The organism is Nonomuraea sp. NBC_00507 (assembly GCF_036013525.1).
In the GTDB taxonomy this organism is placed as follows: Bacteria; Actinomycetota; Actinomycetes; order Streptosporangiales; family Streptosporangiaceae; genus Nonomuraea.
Genome location: NZ_CP107853.1, coordinates 10,576,501 through 10,593,270, shown reverse-complemented (window position 1 = coordinate 10,593,270; position 16,770 = coordinate 10,576,501). Strand labels below are relative to the sequence as shown.

Genomic DNA, 16,770 nt, shown 5'->3' with positions numbered 1-16,770 from the left:
GAATTGATGGCGGCCAGTCCCAGACGCGCCACGCTGGCCACCGTCGCGGCCTCGGCCGGCGTGTCGGTGGCGACAGTGTCCAAGGTTCTCAACGGCCGCAGCGACGTGGCGCCGGCGACCCGGACCCTGGTGGAGTCGCTGCTGCGGGAGCACGACTATGTCGCGCTGTCGCCGCGCCGGGGCGAGACCGCCGTGACGGACACCGTCGAGGTGCAGTTCGACGACGACTTCAACGCCTACTCCACGGAGATCATCCAGGGCGTGGTCACGGCCGGGGCCGAGCTCGGCGTCGGGGTCGTCGTCAGCGTCAGGAAGAAGATCGACCACCCGGCCGCGTGGGCCCGCCACCTGGCCGACGCCGGGCGCCGGGCGCTGATCTCCGTTACGTGCCACGAGCTGACCACGCGGCAGCTGACCGCTCTGTCCCGCGTTCAGCTGCCGCTGGTCATGATCGACCCGCTCAACCTGCCGGATACCAGCGCGACCAGCGTCGGCTCGACCAACTTCGCCGGCGGGGTGGCCGCGACCCAGCACCTGCTCTCCCTCGGGCACCGGCGCATCGCCTACTTCGGCGGCCCCACCACCGCGGCCTGCAACCAGGCGCGGCTGCACGGCTACCGGGCCGCCATGGAGGCCGAAGGGGCGCCCGTGCTGCCCGGCTACACGCGGTTCGGGCAGTTTCGCTACCAGGTCGGACTGGAGCACGGCGCGGCCGTGCTCGGCCTGCCTGAGCCGCCGACGGCGATCTTCGCCGGCTGCGACGAGATGGCGCTCGGTGTCATGGAGGCCGCCAGGGCGCGCGGCCTGCGCATCCCTGAGGACCTCAGCATCGTGGGCTTCGACGACACCCAAATCGCCCGGATGGCCTCGCCGCCGCTGACCACCGTACGTCAGCCGCTGCGGGAGATGGGCCGCGTCGCCCTGCGCACCGCGCTGCGCCTGGCGGCCGGGGAGAGGGTCGACTCCCACCACGTCGAGCTGGCCACCGAGCTGATCGTCCGCGGCTCCACGGCGGACGTGACCTGCTCAGAGCATGCCTGAGAGGCCTCCGGCCGGGTAAGACGTCCTTGATCGGGGGTGGGACGTCATGCGGGGCGAGGAGGGGGCGCAGACCGGCCCGCTACGAGACCGGGACGCGGGACCGCCGGACGGTCCGTCAGAGGACCGTGCCGGGGGGCCGCCGTGCGGCACGCCGGGTGTGGATGAGGAGATGCTCGGCGGGTTGCTGCGTGCCAACCACCTGGCCTCACTGGAGGACCTGCCCGCCCTGGTCGCCGAGTTCGCCGGCCGGGCCGGGCTCGCGCACGCCATGCTCTACGTGGCCGACTTGCAGCAGCAGTTCCTCGTGCCGCTGCCGGGCCAGCACGACGAGGCCGGCAACCCGCTGGAGCGCATCCCCATCGACACCACCGTCGCCGGCAAGGCCTTCCGCGGCGTGGAGCCGGTCCAGGCCCGCACCGCCACCGCCACGGCCGAGACCGGCGAGCCCTTCGACGACGCGCCCCGGCGGTTGTGGATGCCGCTGCTGGACGGCACGGACCGGATCGGCGTGCTCGGCGTGATCGTCCCCCACGCCGGCGAGGCCGTCCTGGCGCGGGTGAGCCGGCTGGCCGCCCTCGTCGCCCTGCTGATCGAGAGCAAGCGCCCCTTCAGCGACGTGTACGCCCAGCTCGTGCGCACCAGGCCGATGGCCCTGTCCGCGGAGGTCTTGTGGAACCTGATGCCCGGCGCGACGTTCGCCAACGACCGGGTCGTGGTCAGCGCCGCGCTGGAGCCGGCGTACGAGGTGGGCGGCGACGCCTACGATTTCGCGCTCAACGGCGACGTGCTACGGCTGGCGATCTTCGACGCGATGGGGCACGACACCTCGGCCGGTCTCACCGCCACCATCGCCATGGGCTGCTTCCGCAAACACCGCCGTGAGGGGGCCGACGTCCTGGCCGCGGGTGAGGCCATCGACGAGGCGATCGCCGACCACTTCATCGCCACCCGGTTCGCCACCGGCATCCTGGCCGACCTGGACACCCGTACCGGGCGGTTGACCTGGGCCAACCGAGGCCATCCCCCGCCGGTGGTGCTGCGCCGCGGCCAGCCGGTCGCCACGCTGGACGGTGTGTTCGGCACGCCGATGGGGCTCAGCCTCGGTCTGCCCACCGAGCTCGGCCGCTACCAGCTGGAGCCGGGAGACCGGCTGCTGCTCTACACCGACGGCGTGATCGAGGCCCAGGACCCGCAGGGCGAGCTGTTCGGGCTGGAACGTTTCATCGACTTCGTCATCAGGCGAGAGACCGACGGCGTGCCGGCTCCCGAGACGCTGCGCCGGTTGATCAACACCATCCTCGACCACCAGCACGGCTGGCTCCAGGACGACGCCACGGTGCTCCTGGTGGAGTGGCGCCCCGGAACGGCGACGCGCGGCGATGGAGTCCGTGACTTCCTGAAGAGTGCCTGATCGCGGCACCGCACAAGAGCGGCGACCCGCGCACGCCAATCGCCTACAACCAGTGGAGTACGCCGGATACGGTGCTCGCGCTCCTCCAGGCGCACCCTGAAATGCGCCCCGTGCCCGATGCCGCGAGCCTTGGGGTGAGAGAGCGTGGACTCCTCAGGCAGAACGGAGTGCGATGATGATGTATCCGGATCTTCAGGGCAAGGTGGCGCTGGTCACCGGCGGTTCAGGCGGCATCGGCCGGGAGACCGCCAAGGTCTTTGCCGAGCAGGGCATGCGGGTCGCCGTCAACGGGCGTGATCCCGCCGCCATCGACTCCGCGGTCAAACACGTCGGTGACGCGGCCATCGGTGTGGCCGCAGACGGCACCGACTTCGCGGCCGTGGAAGCGATGCGTGAGGAGGTGGAACGGCGGCTCGGCCGCGTCGACGTGCTGGCGATCTTCGCCGGCGGCGGCACCGGCATGCCGCGACCCATCGATCAGATGAGCGAGGATGACTGGCACGCCACCGTGCATGCCAACCTGACCTCGACGTTCCTGGTGCTGAAGAGTTTTCTGCCGGGGATGCGCGAGCGCGCGAGCGGCTCCATCATCACGATGTCGTCGCTGGCCGCCCGCACCCCGACCGGCGCCTCGGCGGCCTACACAGTGGCCAAGGCCGGTGTCGTCGCGCTGACCAGGCAGTTGGCGCACGAGCTGGGGCCCGTGGGGATCCGGGTCAACGGCGTCTCCCCCTCGGCGATCATGACGGAGCGGCTGGAGGGCCGGATGCCGCCGGAGTTCAAGGAGCGCCTGCTGGCCGAGCATCCGCTCGGACGGCTCGGCACGCCGCTCGACGTGGCCAACGTGACGGCCTTCCTCGCCTCTGACGCCTCCTCGTGGATCACGGGGCTTACGATCGACGTGTCGGGCGGCAAATGGATGCCGTGAGCCCCTGGCACCGAGGTTGGTGAGGGGTCTTCTCGGCGGCCTGGATGTTCGGGCGCCGGTACAGCGGGATCGGCGCTCTTCCGCTTCATCGGGTCAGGACACCACCCGCTCTACGAGGTCACCGAAACCATCGAACGCATCGGCGGCCGGCCCCCGGTGGTGCGTTATTGCCGAATGATGAAGCACCGGCACTCAACCTGGCGACTCCATGGGAGCGGGGTACCGTGTGGTACCAGGAGGGGATGTTTCAGATGGCCGCTGCAACGGGACCTGGCGCGCCCGAGGAGGCGAACCGAACCACCGCCCCGCTGAAAGTCGACCCCGAGGTCGACCAGTTGATCTCGGACGGTGCACACTTCCTCGGCTTGACGAAGGAGGACCTGGTCGCTGACGCAGTCCGGGTCTATCTGGAACTACGGCGCGAGGAGATCCGCTCCAGGATGATGGAGTCCATGCGCAAACTCGACCGCTCCGACCTCGCCCGCGTCGCCCTGCTCACCGGCCTCACCGCCGAGCAGATCAACGCCGTGGGCGGTGTCCGGGAGGACTGATCCTGCCATTCGCGCGATCTCGATCAGATCTGTTCTAGATGATGAAGATCCGGCGTGGGCGCACGACCACGCGGCCGGAAGCGGATCTACCGGTCATTCCTTCCTGCGAAGTACATCGATGACGATCATGGTGATGTTGTCCAGCCCACCGTGCGCATTGGCCGTCGCAAGAAGATCATCGGCTGCGTCCTTGGGAGTAGGGTGCGCGAGCAGGATGTTCTCGATCACTTCGTTCGGTACGAGTCCGCTCAGACCGTCCGAGCACAGCAAGTACCGGTCGCCTGGGCAAAGCGTTCGCTGGATCAGGTCGGGGGAGCGTCCATCGGCGCGGCCGTCAAGAAATCGGGCGATCTTCTCGCGCAAGTTGGGCACGTCGGCTGCGTCAGCCACGAGGTTTCCGTACGTGTGATCCTCGCTGATCTGAGTCAGGTTGCCGCCTCGTAGCAGATAGGCTCGCGAGTCACCGATGTTGGCCACGACGGCTGCCGTCCCGGACCACAGCATGGCCACCAGGGTAGTGCCCATGCCCGCCAGGTCCGGTTCTCTTTCGATCCTGTGGCGCAACGCCTCGTTGGCGGAGTAGATCGCCTGCCCGAGCAGCGCAGAAAGGTCCGCAGGCGCGTGCAGGCGGTCATAGGGTTTCAGGATGTCAATTGCTGTGGTGCTGGCTATGTCGCCAGCCGCGTGTCCGCCGAGGCCATCAGCAACGGCGAACAGGTTCTGACCAGCGTATACGGCGTCCTCGTTGCGGTGCCGTACGAGCCCGACGTGAGTGCAGGCAGACGCTTCAACGGTGAGGCGGCTCATGGCGGTCACCTGTCGATCTCGATCTCGTCGAGCGGCCCGCCGATGTCGGGCCAGGGGGGTTGCGCGGACTCGTCACGGTGCAGTACGTGCACGGTTTCTACCCGGTCGCTGGCTACGATGTACTCGGTAACCTCGATCGGTTGGCCGTCGCCTCCAGAGGTGCCCACCCGCACGATCTCCAGTACGGGCAGGCTGATCGGGATCTCCAGCAGGCGGGCCTCATCAGGGGTCGGCGTGCGTGCTCGGTGGAACTCCGTCCAACTGATCGGCCAGTGGCCGGCCTTCTCCAGAAGGTAGAGCCAGTGCCCTGGGCCAGGGTCCTCGGATGCCACCTCCGGGGCGTCGATCACTCCTCGGGGGTGTATCCACGAGATGTTGATCTGAAAGGGCGGCTCGGATTCGGGGCCGGTGACTCGGAACCGGCGCATCACCGGGGTACCCGGCTCGACGCCCAGCAGCTTTGCGATCCTCGGGTTGGTCAGTGGTTCATGGCCTGCCACAGGCGTGACGTGATGCTTCCATTTCTCCTGGCCAGAGGCCGATGGGAAAGAGTACCCCGCGCTGAGGGTGGCCTTGTTGCGCTTCACCAAGTTCCCACGTGGTCTGCGCAAGCGCATCATGCCGTGTCGGACGATGATGCCCCGGCCCTGTACGGCCCACACCACACCCTGGGCTTCCAGCGCTGCAACAGCTCGGCCGATCGTGTCTCGATTCGCGCCGAACTCGGCCGCAAGATCGTTAAGTCGTGGAAGCCGAGATCCGGGCTTCCACTCGCCAGCCTCGATCCTTGCTTTGATCTCAGCCGCGATGTCCATGTAGCGCGAATGCTGCACCCGAACCCTCACTTCCAAGATTGTCCCCGAACAATCCTTGACACTGTCGCCTCGCGGACCCACCATGGTCCCCAGACAACTCCAACGGATTGTCCCCGGACATTAGACCGTACAAGAAGACAGTAGACGGCGGCAGCGGCGTTCCAGCGCCACCAGCCGAAGAAAAAGCAACGGCCCCCGGTGTTCCAGCACCGGAGGCCGAATCAGGTTGCAATCCTCGCGAAAGTGATCTCACCTGATGCCTACCATCATCGCACCAAGCCCGCTTGGCGTGAACCGCCGGGCAACCCCACGGCCGAGCCTCAGGTTCAAGCAGAAGCTCCCCGACGACCGGCCGTGCTTCCCCAACGCCGACCCTTGGGACGAGAAAGTCACCAAGGGCGAGGCCCGCGCCGTCTGCGCAGGCTGCCCCGCTGAGAAAGCGTGCGCCCGCACCGCTGTCATCGACAAGACGCTCGTCTACGCCGACTCCTGCCCGAGCGCGTGGTGCGAGCTTCCCGAGGCCTCCGTGCCATGAATCGAGATCACAGCAGTGCGAAAAGGCAGGAGGGAGCGGCGATGACCGTACGATTTCTCGCCGAGCTGGTGTTCCCGGGAGTGCCCAGTGCAGTTCCGGCGGCTCGGCATTGCGTCAGCAACGTCCTGAGAGCGGCGGGACATCGAGACACGACCGGCGTGCAACTCGTGGTAAGCGAGCTGGTCGCGAACGCACTGATGCATTCCGTCTCGGGTCTGGCCGGTGGGTTGATCATCGTGGACGTCCGTGCCATCGGCGACGGCATAGCCCGCATCGACGTGATGGACGATGGCGGGCTGACCGTTCCCCGCATGCGCCAGCCCAGCGACATGGACTCCTCGGGACGGGGCTTTCACATCGTCGAAGCCACCGCGCTGCGCTGGGGCATCGGCGACAACGCTCTGGGTGGCCGGGCAGCCTGGGCAGAAGTCCTCACGACGGACGACTCGACGCTCGACATGTCCAGTGCGCCGGCCTGCGCGACGGTGTGATGACACGCGAGCAGGCCCGTGGGGCCGGATGGATCAGTCGAGGCGACAGGCCGCCTCGCTGCCTCAGTCCTCATGCAAGCCCGCCGACGTCCCACTGCCAACCGTTGAACTGGACCGTTCCCGACCGGTGGTCATCTGAAGGACGTGTGCTGGTCTGGACGTGCGGCTGTGAGAGTGTCTTCTACGAGCTGCGCCAGGCGAGCGGGCTCCAGTTCATTCGTCGGATCCGCCGCGACGAACAAGGGGCCGAGATGATCGAGGACACCGAGCGATGGCGCGCCGCAGTAGCGGCCGCACGATGGAACGCCCTGCTGATGGGCCATCTCCGTTGAGACAGGCGCTGGACGTCAGATAAGGCCTGCGCAAGCGGTAACGCGCCGCCGATGGTAGCCGGGAGCCGAGCCTCGCATTGCTAGTTGGGCCCATTGCTGTAGGCGGCCGCCTGAATGCTGAAGAGCTGGGCGTATGGACCGTTCGCCGCCATGAGCTCCTCGTGGGAGCCCTGTTCGGCGATGGTGCCGTCGGCGACCACGATGATGTGGTCGGCCATGCGCACGGTGGAGAAGCGGTGGGAGACCAGGACAGTGATCCCGTCGCCGGCGGTCCGGGTCGTCGCGGTGAAGCGCTCGTAGAGGTCGTGCTCGCTGGCCGGGTCGAGGGCGGCGGTGGGCTCGTCGAGGATCAGCACCTCGGGCTTGTCCCGCATGAGCGCGCGGGCCAGGGCCAGGCGCTGCCACTGCCCCTGCGACAGCTCCACACCGTCGAAGAGGGGCCCCAGCTGGGTGTCCACGCCGTTCGGGAGCCGCTCCACGAAGTCGGCTCCCGCCGCGTGCAGCGCCTCCCCGACCTCGTCCATCCGGGACAGGTGGCCGATGCCGACCGCGTGCCGGACCGGGAGCTGGAACTTGACGAAGTCCTGGAATGCGGCGGAGGTACGCTGCCGCCAGGCGGCCAGATCGGTCGCGGCGAGGTCCTGGCCGTCCACCCTGACCGTGCCGGACGCCGGCTGGTACATGCCGGTGAGGAGCTTGACCAGGGTCGTCTTGCCCGCGCCGTTCACGCCGACCAGGGCGACGACGCTGCCCCGGCGCAGGTGGAAGCTGACGTCACGGAGAACCGGGTCTTTGGAGCCGGGATAGGCGAAGCTCACGTGGTCGAAGGTGATGCCGCCGCTCGTGGGTTCCCTGTCGCCTGTCGGGCCGTGCGCGGCGGCGTAGTCGTGGAGCCACGCGTAGTGCTCGGTGACCTGCCCGGTCTGGATGATGCGGCCGATCTGCTCGACCGCCTCCTGGATCTGCCCGCGCAGCCGGGCGCCGAGGACCAGGACCAGGACCGCGTCACCGAGCGTGGCCAGACCGCGGGCGGCGAGATCCGCGGTGATGGCCAGGACGAGGAGATATCCGGCGCTGAAAACAAGCCAGCCCAGGGCGTTCCAGCCGCTCGCTCGTATCCGCGCCCGGGAGATCAGGGTGGCGTGCCGGTCCCAGGCACGGGCGGCCTCCTCGTCGATAGCCGCCGCCGCGCCGCTGACCCGCAGCTCCTTCGCCGTGCTCGCCTCGGTACACATGCGGTGCAACATCTCCTCCAGGCGGCTGTGCCGGGCGGCCTCCTTCTCCGCCTCTCGCAAACGGCGCAGCGTCCGGGAGTTGATCCACAGCGGCACCAGGGCCAGCGGGGCGAGCAGCGCCAGCCAGGGATCGACCGCGACGAGCAGCCACACCGACAGGGCGATGCTGAGCACCCCGGCCACCGCCGCCGACAGGCCCAGTGCCAGCTGCGCCAGGGCCCGGGAGCCGCGGCGGAGCAGGAAGATGCGGTCCAGGTGCTCGGGATGCTCCAGGTGCGCCACGCCGGGCAGGCCCGCGACCAGGCCGAGGATCTCGTCGTTGACCAGGATGTCGACGCGGAGGACCAGCTCGAGCATGAGACTGTGCAGGACCGTACGGCCTGCGGTGGACGCGGTGTAGGCCGCCGCACCCAGAACCCCCGCCGCCAGCAGGCCGCCGAAGGTGCCCAGGCCCGCCGCGTCGACCAGCCAGCGCTGACTCAGCGCGAGAAGGGCGACGGCCGCCGACTGGGCTGCCACGAGCACGGCGACCAGCAAGGTGATCCGCGGACTTGCCTGCCAGGTGAGCCGGAGGGTACGCCGGAGGACCTTCATCCACTCTCCACGAATCGGGCGGCCTGGAGCTCGAACATGCGGGCGTAGTGACCGCCCGCCGCCATCAGGGAGTCGTGGTCGCCCTCCTCGAGAATCGTGCCTCCACGCATGACGACGATCCGGCTCGCGTGCCGTACCGTCGACAGCCGGTGCGAGATCAGCACGATGGTGGCGCCCTCCACCCCGGAGACGACGTCGCGGTTGAAGTCGGCCTCCGCACGGACGTCCAGGTGCGCGGTGGGCTCGTCCAGGACGATCAGGTCGCGGCCGTGGCTCGCGGCGAAGAAGATGCGGGCCAGCGCCAGGCGCTGCCACTGGCCCCCGGACAGATCCACGCCGTCGTGCACCTCGCGGCTGACCACGGTCTCGATCCCGTGCGGCAGGTGGCCGCCGTCCCACCCCGCCCTGCGCAGGGCCTGCTCGATGCCCGCGCGGTCGTCGCGATGCTCGGGGGCGCCCATGGCGACGTTGTCGGCCACGGACAGCGGATAGCGGTTGAAGTCCTGGAACATCACGGCCATCCGGCTCGGGTCGGAGACGACGTGGCCCGCGTCCGGCTCGTACAGCCCGGCCATCAGTTTGATCATCGTGGTCTTGCCGGCGCCGTTGTCGCCGACGATGGCCAGGACCTCACCGGGCTCGATCCGCAGGTTCAGGCCGTCGAGGACGGAGCCGGAGGCCGGATAAGCGAAGGACACGTTCTCGAACCGGACTCCCGCCCCGGGCTTCGGCGTGACGAGCTGCGCGGGTGCGCGGGCGGCGAGGGAGTCCATCGCCCGTACGGCGCCGAGTCCCGTCTCGATCTCGTACTCCTCCATCCCCATCGCCGTCATGCCGAGCACCACGAAAGAGGCCACCAGGCAGGTGACCAGCTCGCCCCGGGTCAGGGCGCCCTGCTGGACGGCGAGGCCGAGCAGGAGGAAGGCCAGCAGGACCGCGCTGAACGACAGCAGGAACGCCAGCCGCTGATGCAGGAGGATCTCCCGGCGGGTCTGCCAGATCACCGACGCCAGGTGCCGGGCCTGGGCGGTACGCTGCCGCACCGCCCAGCCCGCCAGGCCGAAGACGCGGATCTCCTTGCCCGCCGTGCCGCCCGCACTCACCTCCGACCAGTAGTCGGTCTGCCTCCAGGGCCGCGCCTGGATGTACACCAGCTTGTGGAGGCGGAGCTGCTGGCGCCGGACGATGGAACGGACGGTCAGCGCCGCGGCCAGCAACGCGAACGCCGTGACGGGCGAATGGACGGCCACCACGCCGGCCGCGAGGAACGCCCCGGTCATCCTGGACATGAGCACGACCTGCGCCACCGCGGCGGAGCCCGCTGAGAGGTGCTGCCACCCGCCCAGGTTCGACGCGCGGGACAGATCGTCGGCGTAGGCGGGGTCTTCCAGGTGGGCGATCCCGTGGGGAGCGCTCGCCATGCCGCGGAGCCTGCGGCGTATCTCGCCGTCCACCCGCGTGGCCGCCACCTGCCGGAACGCCTCCTGGGCCGCGACTGCGAGCCCTTCCGCGATGAGGAGGGCGGCCAACACCGCCAGGGCCCCTTTCGCCTCCCCTTCGGCCATCCGCGTGATCAGCCGGCCGCTGGCCAGCGCGAGAAGCGTCGGCAGCGCGGCCAGACACACGCTGATCGCCCCGAGGATGACGGCATGCGACGCGGTCAGCAGCTGGAGCAGCCGTAATCGCTCCCGAACGAATTGGGCCAATGCCCCCACCCTGCGCTCCTTCCGACCGCGTGCAAGGTAAGGGCTTTCCTGCCGCTGTGGCAAGTGGGTTTCGAGCGCCGTTCACCCCGCTGGAGGGCTCGGCCCGGGTGGCATTCCCGGACTCCCGCGTCTCGGCGCGACGGCGGGCGGTGACCGGGCCCGAAGCCTCCAGAGGGCTCCTCAGGTTCCACCTGCGGGACGGGCATCACCTCCGGTTTCGCGCTCTGCGGCACATGCAGCTCCGGGATCGTTGACCGATCAGCCGGGGCTTTATGGGCGACTCCCGCATATGTCCCGCATGTTTCGCGACGATAGATCTGACTTTTAATTCGTGTCAACAGAAGTCCGCCGATATCCGAAGTAAGGTAGGGCGCATGCCAAGTGGAGCACAGGGCCAGGTTCCGGGGGCGGGCGCGCTGCTGGCCATCCTCAGGGACGGGCAGGCCCGTACTCGCGGGGAGCTCGCCCAGCTCTCCGGACTGTCCAGGTCCACGGTGTCGCAGCGGCTGGACGGGCTGATGGACCACCGCTGGGTGGTGGCCGGAGAGGGCTCGATCTCCTCAGGGGGCCGGCCCGCCACGATGTTCGCCTTCAACGGGGGAGCGCGGGTCGTGCTGGCGGCTGACCTCGGCGCCACGCATGCCCGCCTGGCCGTGCTCGACCTCGGCATGACCGTGCTCGCGGAGCGGGCCGTGGAGCTGCCCGTCGACCAGGGTCCCGAGCGCACGCTCGGCTGCGTCGTGGACGCCTTCCACGAGCTGCTCGCCGCGACGGGCCGCGACCCGGTGCAGGTGTGCGGGGTGGGCGTCGGCCTGCCGGGGCCGGTCGAGCACGCCTCGGGACGGCCGGCGAACCCACCGATCATGCCAGGCTGGGACGGCTTCGCCGTGCCGGAGTGGCTCGGCGCGCGGCTGGGCGCTCCCGTCCTGGTCGACAATGACGTGAACATCATGGCTCTCGGCGAGCACTGGGCCGCGCGGCCGGAAGCCGATCACTTGATCTTCATCAAGATGGGCACCGGCATCGGCTGCGGCATCATCTCCGGCCGCCGGCTGCACCGGGGCGCGCAGGGTGCGGCGGGAGACGTCGGCCACGTACGCGTGCCGGCCTCGGACGCGCCGTGCCGGTGCGGCAACACCGGCTGCCTGGAGGCGGTGGCCGGCGGCGCGTCGATGGCGGCGGCGCTGCGTGCCGCCGGAGTCGAGGCGCGGGGCAGCAGGGACGTGGTGGCGCTCATGCGGGCCGGCGACCTCAGGGCCACCCGGCTGGTCAGGCAGGCGGGCCGCGAGGTCGGCACCGTCATGGCGTCGATCGTGAACTTCTTCAACCCGTCGATCATCGTGATCGGCGGCGACCTCGCGGAGGCGGGGGAGCAGGTGCTCGCGGGCGTGCGGGAGACGATCTACAGCCGGTCGCTGCCCCTGGCCACGCAGCATCTCGGCATCAGGGTGAGCGAGCTGGGCGACCGGGCGGGCGTGATCGGCGCCGCCGTCATGGTGGTCGAGCATGTGCTCTCGCCCGACACGATCGACCGAATCGTCACTAAATGACCGCCATTGACCGCGTCACGCGGGCGTAGTACCAATGAGATCGTTCCTGGCTCACGCGGCGGTGGCATGCCGGCGAGGGCCGGGCACGGATCCGCAGTGACGTGGTCGGCGCACGCGTCCTTCAAGGAAGGGAAACCCCGCGTGAGCCACCTCCATGAGCACGAAGAGGCGCTCGGTCGCCGCTTAGGACTCAACCGCCGCCAGTTGTTCGCGGCCACCACCGGCGTCGCCGCCGCGGCCGCCATCCCGCTGGCCCAGCCGGCGCAGGCCGCCACCCGGCAGCCGCTGATCCCGCCGGGCAAACGCGGCATCATCCTCTACACCGTCCGCGACGCGATCTCCCGCGACCCGGCCTCCACGCCCCTGCCGTCCGGCTTCCGTCGGGTGCTGGAGACGCTCGCCGACATCGGCTACAAGCGGGTCGAATTCGCCGGCTACCGCCAGCACGCCGGCTCGGAAGGCGGCGCGAACCTGGAAAGCGTCGCGGGCGCCCAGCTGCTGCGTGCCTGGCTCGACGACAACGGGCTCGAGGCCGAGGGCAACCACGGGTTCATCCCCGGTTCGTGGCCGCTGAGCACCGCCGACCTCGACCGGTTCAAGCAGGTCCTGGAGATCGCCAACATCCTCGGCCTGGGGCACGTAGGGACCGGCGCCGACCCCACGAACAGCCCGTACAAGAGCGACTGGGACGTCGCGGCGGAGAAGTGGAACGAGCTCGGCCGGATCGCGGCCGAGGCCGGGATCAAGCTCTACACCCACAACCACGACGCGGCGTACGCGTTCCTGCTGGACAGCGGCCCGCTCGACGCGCAGGGACGGCCCACCCGGTCCTCCGGCGTGCGCAAGCTGGAGTATTTCTTCGGGATCAGCGACCCCAGGTTCGTGCACTTCGAGATGGACATCTTCTGGGCGCACGTCGCCCAGTACAAACACCGCACCTTCACCGCGCCCGACGGCTCGACGCAGACGAGCATCTTCGACCCGCTGGCCACCGTGCGCGCACGGGAGCTGCGGTTCCCGCTGTTCCACGCCAAGGACGGCACGTCCAACGCGGCCGTGCCCAACGGGTACGACATGGTGCCGTTCGGCACCGGCGACATCGACTACCGCCGCTTCTTCGCCCGGCTGCGGCACATGGGCTTCCACAACCCGATGTACGAGCAGGACAACGCACCCGGGGCCGACCCGGCCCAATCCCTGCGGTACGCGGAGCTGAGCTACGCCAACATGGCCGAGTTGCGCGCCTGAACACAGCCGGACCGCTACGTGATCCCTGCCGTTGCCGCGGCAGGCATAGGCGCAGACACCGCTGCCTGCGGTGCTCCGCTGAACGCGGAGCACCGTAGGCGCAACCACCGCTGCCTGCGGTGCTCCGCTGAACGCGGATCACCGTAGCGGTCCGGGTCTCGACACTCCTCCGTCCAAGGAGCAGCATCATCATGCACCTTAACCGAGCGATGACGGCCGCCCTGGTGGCCGCCGCGACCCTCGCGTTACCCGCCGCGCCCGCGCGGGCGCAGGACCCGGCCACCGTGTGGTCGAGCTACGAGAAGATCACCCTCACCAAGAACGTGGGCGAGCCCATCGACCTCGCGGTCCTGCCGGACCGGCGGGTCCTGCACACCGCCCGCAACGGCGACATCCGCCTGACCGACCCCGCCACGGGCGTCACGAAGATCATCAACACCATCCCGGTCTACGGCAACTCCGAGGACGGGCTCCAGACGATCGCGATCGACCCGGACTTCGCCGCCAACAAGTGGGTGTACGTCTACTACGCGCCCAAGACCATGACCGCGCCGTACCCGGAGACGACCCCGACCGGCTCGGCCCCCAACGCGCTGCCCGCCGGCGCCGACGACACGTACTGGAACCAGTGGAAGGGCTACAACCAGCTGTCCCGCTTCAAGTGGACGGGCAACGCGCTGGACCTGTCCACCGAGCAGGTCATCATCAAGGTCGAGACGCAGCGCGGGCAGTGCTGCCACGTCGCCGGCGACCTCGACTGGGACGCCGACGGCAACCTCTACCTCGCCACCGGCGACAACACGCCGGCCGGCACGCCCGGCGCCAACGGGTACGCGCCCAACAACGACGCGCCCGGCATGAACCCCGGCTTCGACGCGCGGCGCGGCGCGGGCAACACCAACGACCTGCGCGGCAAGATCCTGCGGTTCGAGGTGGCCGGCGACGGAACGTACACGATCCCCGAGGGCAACCTGTTCCCGCCGGGGACGGACAAGACCCGGCCGGAGATCTTCGTCATGGGGGTACGGAACCCGTTCCGCATCGACGTCGACCCGGCGACCGGCACCCTGTCGTGGGCCGACTACGGGCCCGACGCCGGCGCCGGGGACCCCAACCGGGGGCCCCTGGGCTACGTGGAGTGGAACATCACACCGCTCACCAAGCCCATGAACAGCGGCTGGCCGTACTGCACGGGTAACCACTTCAACTACAACGACTGGGACTTCGCGACCGCGCAGCCGGGGCCATGGTTCGACTGCGCGGCCGGGCCGCAGAACACCTCGCGCTGGAACACCGGCCTCACCCAGATCCCGGCCGCCGTGCCGGCCGACCTGTACTACGGCGACAACAACACCCACCAGCCCGCCGCATGGGCCGGGCTGACCGACTTCGAGCCGCAGGGCGGCCAGGGGCCGATGGGCGGCCCGATCTACCACTACGACCCGGCGAACCCGGCGGCCGGGAAGTTCCCGCAGTACTGGGACGGCAAGGCGTTCTTCGCCGAGTTCTCGCAGGACTACCTGGCGGCCTTCACCGTCACCTACCCGGACGGGCCCGTGACCGCGCTGGAGCACTTCCTGCCCAACAGCGCGCTGCGGACGGCGGTGCAGCCGATCACCGACAGCCCGATGGACATCGAGTTCGGCCCCGACGGCTCCCTGTACGTCCTGGACTACGGCGACGGGTTCTTCCGCGCCAACCCGGACGCCGGGCTCTACCGCATCGACTACACGCCCGACAACAAGACACCCCAGGCGCGGATGGCGGCCGAGCCGACGTCGAGCAGCGGGGCGCCGCTCACGGTCGCGTTCGACGCGAGCGGCTCGACCGACGCCGAGCCGGGGGCGCTGACGTACGAGTGGGACTTCGACGGCGACGGAACCTTCGACGCCACCGGGGCGACGGCCACGCACACCTACACCGAGCTGGGGCAGTACGTGGCGCGGCTGCGGGTCACCGACTCCGGTGGCCGGGCAGGGCTCACCTCGACCGAGGTCACCGTGGGCAACACCGCGCCCAAGGTGACCGTTCAGACGCCGCCGGACGGGGCGTTCTTCGACTGGGGCGACGCAGTGCCGTACAAGATCGGGGTGTCGGACGCCGAGGACGGGAACACGCCCGTGTGCGGCCGGGTGCAGTGGACGTTCGGGCTCGGCCATGACACGCACGCGCACCCGGAGACCACCGGCACTGGCTGCGCGGGCGCCTGGCCCACCCCGGCGAACGCGCCGGAACACGGCGAGACGGAGAACATCTACGGCGTCGTGGTCGTCACCTACCGCGACAACGGCAATGGCGGCATCCCCGGCGCGCTCGGCGAGGCCGCCCTGGTGCTCAACCCGAAGCAGGCGCAGGCCGAGCACGCCAAACAGAGCAGCGGCGTGACGACCACCCCGGACGACGGCGCGTCCGGCAGGGCGAAGGTCACTTCGTTCGACGCCGGCGACTGGATCGCGTACGACCCGGTCAACTTCACCGGGATCAGCGGGGTGCGGACCAGGGCCACCGGCGCCGGGACGCTCTCGCTCCGCTGGGGCTCGGCCACCGCAGAGCCGTTCGCCACCGTCGAGGTGCCGGCCGGTGACGGCTGGCAGACGGTGACGACCTCGTTCGGGGCGGCTCCGTCCGGAAGCGGGCGGCTGTACGTCACCTCGACCGGCGGCGTGGCCGTGGACGTCTTCACGTTCCTCGGCGACGGCGTGGCCGACACCAGCCCGCCCACCGTCACGGCCGCGCTCAACCCGGCCCAGCCGAACGGCCAGAACGGCTGGTACACCGGCAACGTGACGCTCACCGTCACCGCCACCGACGACGGCACCGTCGCGAGCCGCCAGTACTCCCTTGACGGCGGCGCCACCTGGGCCAACGCCAACAATCCCGTGACGCTCAGCGCCGAGGGCGCCAAGGAGGTCCGCTACCGGGCCACCGACAACGGCGGCAACGTGTCCCAGGTCGGCAGCGTCACCGTCAAGATCGACAAGTCGGACCCGGTGCTGACGATGAGCGGAGTCGAGGCCAAGCCGTACGGCGACTCGGCCTCGATCACCCCGGTGCTCACGGCCACGGACGCGGTCTCGGGTGTGGACGCCGTCACCGCCAAGCTCGACGGCACCGAGGTCCCGTCCGGCACGGCAATCGAGCTGTGGACGCTGCCGCTCGGCGAGCACCAGCTCACCGGGACCGCCGCGGACAAGGCGGGGCGGAGCAGGACGCAGACGGTGACGTTCTCCACCACGACGTCGTACGCCGACCTGCGGACGCTCGTGGCCCGTTTCGCCAAGAACGGCTCGGTGACCCACAAGGCCGCCGCCGAGCTGCTGAAGCAGCTCGACCTGGCCGAATGGCACGACAAGCGGGGCAGACCGGCGCCGGCGATCGACGCGCTGCAGCAGTTCATCAAGATCGCCGAGAAGCGGGACAACGTCCGGACCGCCACCGTACGCGCCGCCCTCGTCCGGGACGCCCAGGCGCTGATCGCCCGGTTGAAGGAGGTGTAGCGACGCGTGGGGGAGGGCCCGTCCAGGGC

At 69.7% G+C, this 16,770-nt stretch carries 14 protein-coding genes; 10 read left to right on the top strand and 4 right to left on the bottom strand.

Annotated elements, in window-relative coordinates:
* Positions 1 to 6 precede the first annotated feature (6 nt).
* From OHA25_RS50710 to OHA25_RS50695, 4 genes are all read left to right on the top strand, one after another.
* Complete coding sequence (locus tag OHA25_RS50710) at positions 7 to 1,041, top strand: LacI family DNA-binding transcriptional regulator (protein WP_327584020.1); 1,035 nt, start codon at positions 7 to 9, stop codon at positions 1,039 to 1,041.
* A 46-nt stretch (positions 1,042 to 1,087) separates the two neighbouring features.
* The gene (locus OHA25_RS50705; protein WP_327584019.1) at positions 1,088 to 2,452 is read left to right on the top strand and encodes a PP2C family protein-serine/threonine phosphatase; all 1,365 of its coding nucleotides are present in this window, start codon (positions 1,088 to 1,090) and stop codon (positions 2,450 to 2,452) included.
* Positions 2,453 to 2,624: 172 nt separating this feature from the next.
* Positions 2,625 to 3,380, top strand: coding sequence for an SDR family NAD(P)-dependent oxidoreductase (locus tag OHA25_RS50700; protein WP_327584018.1), 756 nt, complete (start codon positions 2,625 to 2,627; stop codon positions 3,378 to 3,380).
* 251 nt (positions 3,381 to 3,631) lie between these two features.
* Positions 3,632 to 3,931, top strand: coding sequence for a hypothetical protein (locus tag OHA25_RS50695; protein ID WP_327584017.1), 300 nt, complete (start codon positions 3,632 to 3,634; stop codon positions 3,929 to 3,931).
* Between the two features lie 93 nt (positions 3,932 to 4,024).
* On the opposite strand, the gene OHA25_RS50690 is transcribed toward OHA25_RS50695, so the two are convergent.
* Positions 4,025 to 4,738 carry a PP2C family protein-serine/threonine phosphatase gene (locus tag OHA25_RS50690; protein WP_327584016.1) on the bottom strand — a complete coding sequence of 238 codons (714 nt, stop codon included), beginning with the start codon at positions 4,736 to 4,738 and terminating at the stop codon, positions 4,025 to 4,027.
* Between the two features lie 5 nt (positions 4,739 to 4,743).
* The gene (locus OHA25_RS50685; protein WP_327584015.1) at positions 4,744 to 5,583 is read right to left on the bottom strand and encodes a GntR family transcriptional regulator; all 840 of its coding nucleotides are present in this window, start codon (positions 5,581 to 5,583) and stop codon (positions 4,744 to 4,746) included.
* A 259-nt stretch (positions 5,584 to 5,842) separates the two neighbouring features.
* On the opposite strand from OHA25_RS50685, the gene OHA25_RS50680 reads away from it, so the two are divergent.
* The 3 genes from OHA25_RS50680 to OHA25_RS50670 all read left to right on the top strand — a co-directional run bounded on the left by OHA25_RS50680 (position 5,843) and on the right by OHA25_RS50670 (position 6,911).
* Positions 5,843 to 6,088 (top strand): hypothetical protein, encoded by a 246-nt coding sequence (locus tag OHA25_RS50680; protein WP_327584014.1) that lies wholly within the window; start codon positions 5,843 to 5,845, stop codon positions 6,086 to 6,088.
* Between the two features lie 41 nt (positions 6,089 to 6,129).
* Positions 6,130 to 6,579 (top strand): ATP-binding protein, encoded by a 450-nt coding sequence (locus OHA25_RS50675; RefSeq protein ID WP_327584013.1) that lies wholly within the window; start codon positions 6,130 to 6,132, stop codon positions 6,577 to 6,579.
* A gap of 146 nt (positions 6,580 to 6,725) precedes the next feature.
* Positions 6,726 to 6,911: a hypothetical protein gene (locus OHA25_RS50670; protein ID WP_327584012.1), complete on the top strand. Its 186-nt coding sequence runs from the start codon at positions 6,726 to 6,728 to the stop codon at positions 6,909 to 6,911.
* Positions 6,912 to 6,991: 80 nt separating this feature from the next.
* Here OHA25_RS50670 and OHA25_RS50665 read toward each other — a convergent pair whose 3' ends face one another.
* Together OHA25_RS50665 and OHA25_RS50660 are read right to left on the bottom strand one after the other, a co-directional pair.
* Entirely contained in the window at positions 6,992 to 8,740 is a 1,749-nt protein-coding gene (locus OHA25_RS50665) for an ABC transporter ATP-binding protein (protein ID WP_327584011.1), read from the bottom strand.
* Positions 8,737 to 10,446 carry an ABC transporter ATP-binding protein gene (locus OHA25_RS50660; RefSeq protein ID WP_327584010.1) on the bottom strand — a complete coding sequence of 570 codons (1,710 nt, stop codon included), beginning with the start codon at positions 10,444 to 10,446 and terminating at the stop codon, positions 8,737 to 8,739. The genes OHA25_RS50665 and OHA25_RS50660 overlap by 4 nt, the downstream gene beginning before the upstream one ends.
* Before the next feature lie 374 nt (positions 10,447 to 10,820).
* On the opposite strand from OHA25_RS50660, the gene OHA25_RS50655 reads away from it, so the two are divergent.
* The 3 genes from OHA25_RS50655 (at position 10,821) to OHA25_RS50645 (ending at position 16,741) form a co-directional block, all read left to right on the top strand.
* Positions 10,821 to 11,996, top strand: a complete 1,176-nt coding sequence (locus OHA25_RS50655) for an ROK family transcriptional regulator (RefSeq protein ID WP_327584009.1) — start codon at positions 10,821 to 10,823, stop codon at positions 11,994 to 11,996.
* Between the two features lie 141 nt (positions 11,997 to 12,137).
* Complete coding sequence (locus OHA25_RS50650; protein WP_327584008.1) at positions 12,138 to 13,244, top strand: sugar phosphate isomerase/epimerase family protein; 1,107 nt, start codon at positions 12,138 to 12,140, stop codon at positions 13,242 to 13,244.
* Positions 13,245 to 13,435: 191 nt separating this feature from the next.
* Positions 13,436 to 16,741 (top strand): PQQ-dependent sugar dehydrogenase, encoded by a 3,306-nt coding sequence (locus OHA25_RS50645; protein ID WP_327584007.1) that lies wholly within the window; start codon positions 13,436 to 13,438, stop codon positions 16,739 to 16,741.
* The last annotated feature ends 29 nt before the right edge of the window (positions 16,742 to 16,770 follow it).